This window comes from Flavimobilis marinus, from assembly GCF_900113055.1.
GTDB lineage: Bacteria > Actinomycetota > Actinomycetes > Actinomycetales > Cellulomonadaceae > Flavimobilis > Flavimobilis marinus.
The window spans coordinates 1-5,207 of the sequence record NZ_FONZ01000009.1 but is presented as its reverse complement, the minus strand read 5'-3'; the positions used below and the strand labels follow the sequence as shown (position 1 = coordinate 5,207).

The following is a 5,207-nucleotide window of genomic DNA, read 5'->3' as shown; positions in this document are numbered from 1 at the left end:
GCCGTCAGCGCGAGCGAGGTCAGCAGGCCCGGCGCGGTCACCGACGCGTGTGCCATGGCGGTCGCCGCGCTGTGCTCGTCGCGCCCGCCCGCCTGCACCGAAGCCTCGAGCGCGCACAACTCGCTCTCCGGGCGTACCAAACCGAGAGGCACGCACGGGACAAAGTTGACATCGGTGGCGTGTTGTGAAAACTTGCTGCAAGTTTCACATCAGAGACGCAGCCTACCGAGGGGCTGACTCGCGTTTGAGAGGTGCCAGCATGGCCGAGTCCTTGGCGCAGATGACCGCTCGGACCGAGCGATTTCAGCAGCGATCAGTCCCGGAGGAAGATATCTTTGGGCTTGCTCCGGCCGTACGGGCGAAGGTCGAGGCGGGGACGGGAGCGTGGCGACCGTTCTACGGCAGCACGGTCGCGTACTTTCTCGAACCCGCGGCACGGCATCTGGTCGATCGCGTCACCGACAATCTGTACGCGTACTGTGGCGATAGCCTTTCGGCCCGTCTTCCTGCCGAGTCCTACCACGTCACGCTCCACGATCTGAGGTCCGCGGAGAAGCTCGACGACGTAGCGAGCGCTGTCTTTCTTGACACAAGGCGGACCGGTTCGATGATCAGCACTGCTCGGGACGTGGGTGACGTGCGACTTCTTTGCACGTCCGTGTTCAACCTCATGAACACGAGCGTGGCAGTCGGACTGGTTCCTGTGAGTGACGACGACTGCGAGCGGCTACACGTCGCGCGAGGGCTCTTCGATGAGATCGTCCCTTCGGGACACTTCACCCCCCACATCACGCTCGCATACTACCGACCCGACGCGACGGTGCCCCTCACTCCCGCACTACTCAGCCAAACGCTCGAGACCTTGACTGAGAGCGTGGTAGGGCAGACGGTGACCCTGACCCCGGCACTTCTTCGTGCGCTCCACTTCAGCAGCATGGCGACGTACTGGGACGCTGGTGGCGCGTGAGGATGCAAGACGCATTGAACAGAGCGAGCACGTTGCCGCACCTCGACGGCCTGTACTCCGCTTCCCTCGCCCTGCGCGGCATCTCTGACAGCGAGGCGCTCAGGAGAAGGGTGGGCGCCCTGCTGCCGGCGGATCACATCGCTCTCGTTGATGACAGCGTGCCCGGCTGGATCTTCGTCTACTCAAGTTATCTCGAGATTATCGGCCCAGGGGTCATCCGCTTTGCCCAGGAAATCCTTGCCGGTGAAGAGGAGCTTGACGACGGATGGTTCGCTACCTTCTCGCCGCCCGGCAATGCTCTGATCCTACGTCGAGGAAATGCTGGTGAGGGCTCGGTCGCCACCGGTGCCTGGGACATGCGAGGGGCAGACCACACGTACATCGAGCTCGATGGCATCCCGTGCGCACCATGGACAGGGCGTGGAGTTCTCTTCGAGGCGCTGGTCGCGGAGGCTCGCCGAACGTGCTTGCCCGTCACCAAGTTGCTCACGGGGCTAGATGCGCTACGCGCAAAGGACGCGGCGAACCTCGACGCGTGCATCCTGGGCCGCGCTACGAACGTCCAGAGCATCGTGGCCCGCGTTGACGCTGCTGCGGGCGTGACAGTCGTGGACGACGGCGGCGTCTATTCCGTTCCCCGTGAAGCAGTAGAACGTATGCACATTGTGGATTCATCACTCTCCGGCTACGGACTCTCAACGTCTGCCACGAGCGCCGAAAGAATGATCCTCGAGTGGAGTGCGGCGCGGTACGTCGTGCTCTCAAAAGAAGACTCTGTGTCGTACAGCATCGATGATGTCCGATATTCTTCATCGGGTCGGGAATCCGTCCTCTACCTTTTGGCTGGCGCTCAGGTTGACCCCGAAACACTGGTTCTGTCGGGCCGTCCGCTCGTGATCGCCGAGCGGCGCCTCCCCCCGGGGTATCACCGGTACTCCCCCGTCGTAAAATCTCCGGGGACGGCGAAGAACAACATTTCGGGCGTCGCCAGGACTGGACCGTGGCAAGTGGAGTACACGCACGTAAATCGACGTTGCCCATGGACGGGGTCCGCCTCAGAGTGGAACATCGACTCAATGTCGGGACTCGAGGATCCGTTCCCGTCCATAGCGGTATCGCGGCGCTCGGCAGCAATTCCATCGGGAGATACTTGGCCCTTTCAATGTATCCGCCCCGAAGAGCGCCCGCATATGCACCCCACATTTACTGAGCTGTACCATGCCAGGTCCGGCGCCATACACCTCGTCGCCTACCCGGCGGGTCGTCGCATTGTCGTTAAGGTCCCCCAGGGCGGGCATGCGATCGTCCGGCCCGGAGTCCCTCACGTGGTAGCTCAGGCCGAAGGCGGAGACGACGGCACGTACCGGCAGATCTGCGTCCAGTTCCCGTCCCGATTTCACTACCCCTACCACGAAACCAAGCGAAACTACGACCCGGAGAATCCGTGAATACGCCAGCAATCGTCGCTCGCCAACTGACGAAAGACTATTCGATCGCCGATCGTGGGGATGGACTGCGTGGCTCATTGCGTACGCTTGCAGGCCGCCGTACTACGAAAGTACGAGCGGTTGATGACGTCTCTTTCGAAATTCCCCGTGGGGCGATAGTAGGGTTCCTTGGCCCCAACGGTGCGGGCAAGTCGACGACCATAAAGATGATGACAGGCATCATCCGACCCGACACAGGTGACGTATCCGTCCTAGGGGTTGATCCCGCTCGGCAGCGCATTCGCAATGCGCAGCAGATTGGCGTCGTTTTTGGTCAGCGCAGCCAACTAAGCTGGGATGTTCCTGTGCGGGAGTCCCTGCGGCTGGTCGCGTCCATCTATGGCGTCACACGAGCAGATACTGAGAGTGTAATCGCTTCGGCAGCGGCCGAACTCGAGCTCGGGCCACTCCTGGCGAAGCCGACTCGACAGCTCTCGCTGGGGCAGAAGATGCGTTGCGAAATTGCCGCGGCGCTTATACACCGACCCCCCGTCGTTTACCTTGATGAGCCTACAATCGGGCTGGACGTGCAGGTGAAGGAATTAATTCGCGGCTACCTGCAGCGTATCAACCGCGAATTCGGTACGACGATAGTCTTAACCACCCACGACATGGGCGACGTCGAGGCGCTCTGCCAGTCGGTGCTTGTCATTGATGCTGGCCGTGTTGTCTTCGACGGTGCGATCCACGATTTGAAGGACACGGTGGAGCCGCGAAGGACCGTGATATTTCGACGGTCCAGCGGGTGGTCAGAGGGTATTGTCGAGGAACTTAATGCTGTCTTGCCCGACGGAGCGCGGGTCGAGGAAGCGCAGGACGCCGTCCTTACCGTCGTTCTCGATCCATTGACGACGACGAGCGGACGGGTGGTGTCCGCCGTTGCCTCGCGGTACGAGTCGGACGAAGTAAGCGTTCACGAGCCTACGATCGAGGCCGTCGTCCGCCAGATTTACGCGGGGGCTCTCGCGTGAGGCGTTACCTAGCCTTCACCCGGGTCGCAGTGACGTCAGACTTGCGCTATCGCGGCGCCTATTGGGCGGGCCTCCTTGGCGTGATCCTGCGGGTTCTCATGCTGTACTACCTATGGCAAGCCGTCTTCGACCATCGTCCGAGCGTGGGTTCGTACGACTTCCAGCAGATGGCCGGGTACGTGGTCCTGTCATCGCTCATCTTGCAGTACAACTCCTTCGGTGCGGGGCGCCAGCTTTCGCTCATGGTCGCTCGAGGCGATATTGCGGTTGAGATGGTCCGTCCCTACTCACTCGTAGGCCGTCTCCTGGCGCAAGACGTTGGAATCAAGATCGTTGAACTGACAAAATCGGGCCTTGCGCTTCTTGCAGTTGGGCTCGTTCTTGCCGATGAGACGTTCGCTGCAGGAATTGCAACCTGGCTGCTCTTCATAGCCGCTGTGCTCATTGGCGGCACGGCAATCCAGCTTGTTGACATCGTCATCGGGTCGGTCGCCTTTTGGACGAACAACACTTGGGGGCTCTGGCTCGTGCGGAACTCTGTTGTGGCTCTCTTCTCGGGAGCGCTCCTCCCGCTATCCTTCTTTCCGGGCTGGTTTCAATCCCTATCCAGTTGGCTCCCTTTTAGTGTTAGCCTCTATGTGCCCATCGACCTCTTCATCTCCGAGGTCGACCTCGCCGAGTGGCTGTCGCTCTTCGCGCGCGGAGTAATCTGGCTCGCGGCGGGCGCTTTGGCTGCTGTCTTTGTCGTCAATCGCGCCGTCCAGAGGGTCGAGGTGTTCGGAGGATGACGCTCAAGGGCTCCGGCATCGCATACATTCAGTTCGTCCGCGTCCATCTCATCGGAATAACGCGGTTCCGGATAGACTTCTTCATCGGCGTTTTGGCCTCGCTTCTGGAGAACGTGCTGGCGCTTGTATTTCTCACAGTTCTCTTTGCACAGGTGAATGTGCTAGATGGTTATCGATTTGGCGACCTGCTGCTTATGTTCGCATTTGCTGCACTCGGGCGGTCTGTGCATCTAGTGCTCTTTGACAATCTTTGGGTGCTTGGCTCCCGCTACATCAAACAAGGGGATCTCGATCGGGTGCTAGTCCGCCCGCACGGCGTCCTGTTTCAAATTGTCGCCGATAGGGTGAACGTCCAGGCCCTCGGGCAGGTCGCGGCTGGCATTGGCGCCCTCGCGTGGGGTGCAAACGCTGCGGACGTGCGGCTAGGTATCGCGGAGTTCCTGCTTGTGCTGATGCTGGTGGCGTCCAGCGGCCTCATTTTTGTTCTCGTCCATTTGCTGTGCGCGTCGATATCTTTCTGGGTGATCGACTCGTCTGCGATCATGGGCGCGGTGTTTTCACTGTCCTCGTTCGGACAGTATCCGATTGGCATCTTTCCAGCGCTGCTCAGCGGAGTGATCGTGTCCGTGATCCCATTCGCGTTTACCGGCTACGTCCCGTCGGTCCTTCTTACCGATGGCCTACAGCTGGGGTGGTGCCTTGGACTAGCGGCTGTGCTCGCTGTTCTCTTCGTTGCTGCGGGCCAAGCGTGGCGGCGAGGGTTGCAGAGGTACGCCGGGGCCGGAAACTGACCGTCCGCACCGCGCATGTGGACCGCCGTCCGACGTCCTTCATCGCGGACTGGGCGGCAGGTGTGGCGCTGGGGGCGAAGGTGGGGGTATGGCTGGAGGGCCTACCACGCCGCCGGCTGGTAGTCCTTGAGGAAGCAGCCGAACTGGTCCTCGCCAGCCTCGCCCATGACGATCGGGTCGTAGACGCGCGCGGCGCCGTCGAC

5 protein-coding genes are annotated in these 5,207 nt (G+C 61.2%); all 5 read left to right on the top strand.

All coding sequences use genetic code 11. The features are described from left to right. Window positions 1–259 precede the first annotated feature (259 nt). The 5 genes from BMZ30_RS13430 to BMZ30_RS13415 all read left to right on the top strand — a co-directional run bounded on the left by BMZ30_RS13430 (window position 260) and on the right by BMZ30_RS13415 (window position 5,004). On the top strand, window positions 260–967 hold the full coding sequence (locus BMZ30_RS13430) for a 2'-5' RNA ligase family protein (protein ID WP_093379913.1): 708 nt from the start codon (window positions 260–262) through the stop codon (window positions 965–967). After that, window positions 964–2,415: a hypothetical protein gene (locus tag BMZ30_RS13620; protein WP_143073218.1), complete on the top strand. Its 1,452-nt coding sequence runs from the start codon at window positions 964–966 to the stop codon at window positions 2,413–2,415. The genes BMZ30_RS13430 and BMZ30_RS13620 overlap by 4 nt, the downstream gene beginning before the upstream one ends. Before the next feature lie 77 nt (window positions 2,416–2,492). Continuing rightward, entirely contained in the window at window positions 2,493–3,425 is a 933-nt protein-coding gene (locus tag BMZ30_RS13425; protein ID WP_373296836.1) for an ABC transporter ATP-binding protein, read from the top strand. Window positions 3,426–3,523: 98 nt separating this feature from the next. After that, a complete protein-coding gene (locus tag BMZ30_RS13420) occupies window positions 3,524–4,213 on the top strand; it encodes an ABC transporter permease (protein ID WP_143073217.1) in 690 nt (229 codons plus the stop codon). Further along, a complete protein-coding gene (locus tag BMZ30_RS13415) occupies window positions 4,210–5,004 on the top strand; it encodes an ABC transporter permease (protein WP_093379906.1) in 795 nt (264 codons plus the stop codon). The genes BMZ30_RS13420 and BMZ30_RS13415 overlap by 4 nt, the downstream gene beginning before the upstream one ends. The last annotated feature ends 203 nt before the right edge of the window (window positions 5,005–5,207 follow it).

What these genes read in the sequence shown, in the direction of transcription:
- BMZ30_RS13430 (WP_093379913.1), top strand. Translation starts at nt 260, where the DNA reads ATGGCCGAGTCCTTGGCGCAGATGACCGCTCGGACCGAGCGATTTCAG.
- BMZ30_RS13420 (WP_143073217.1), top strand. Translation starts at nt 3,524, where the DNA reads ATGCTGTACTACCTATGGCAAGCCGTCTTCGACCATCGTCCGAGCGTG.
- BMZ30_RS13415 (WP_093379906.1), top strand. Translation starts at nt 4,210, where the DNA reads ATGACGCTCAAGGGCTCCGGCATCGCATACATTCAGTTCGTCCGCGTC.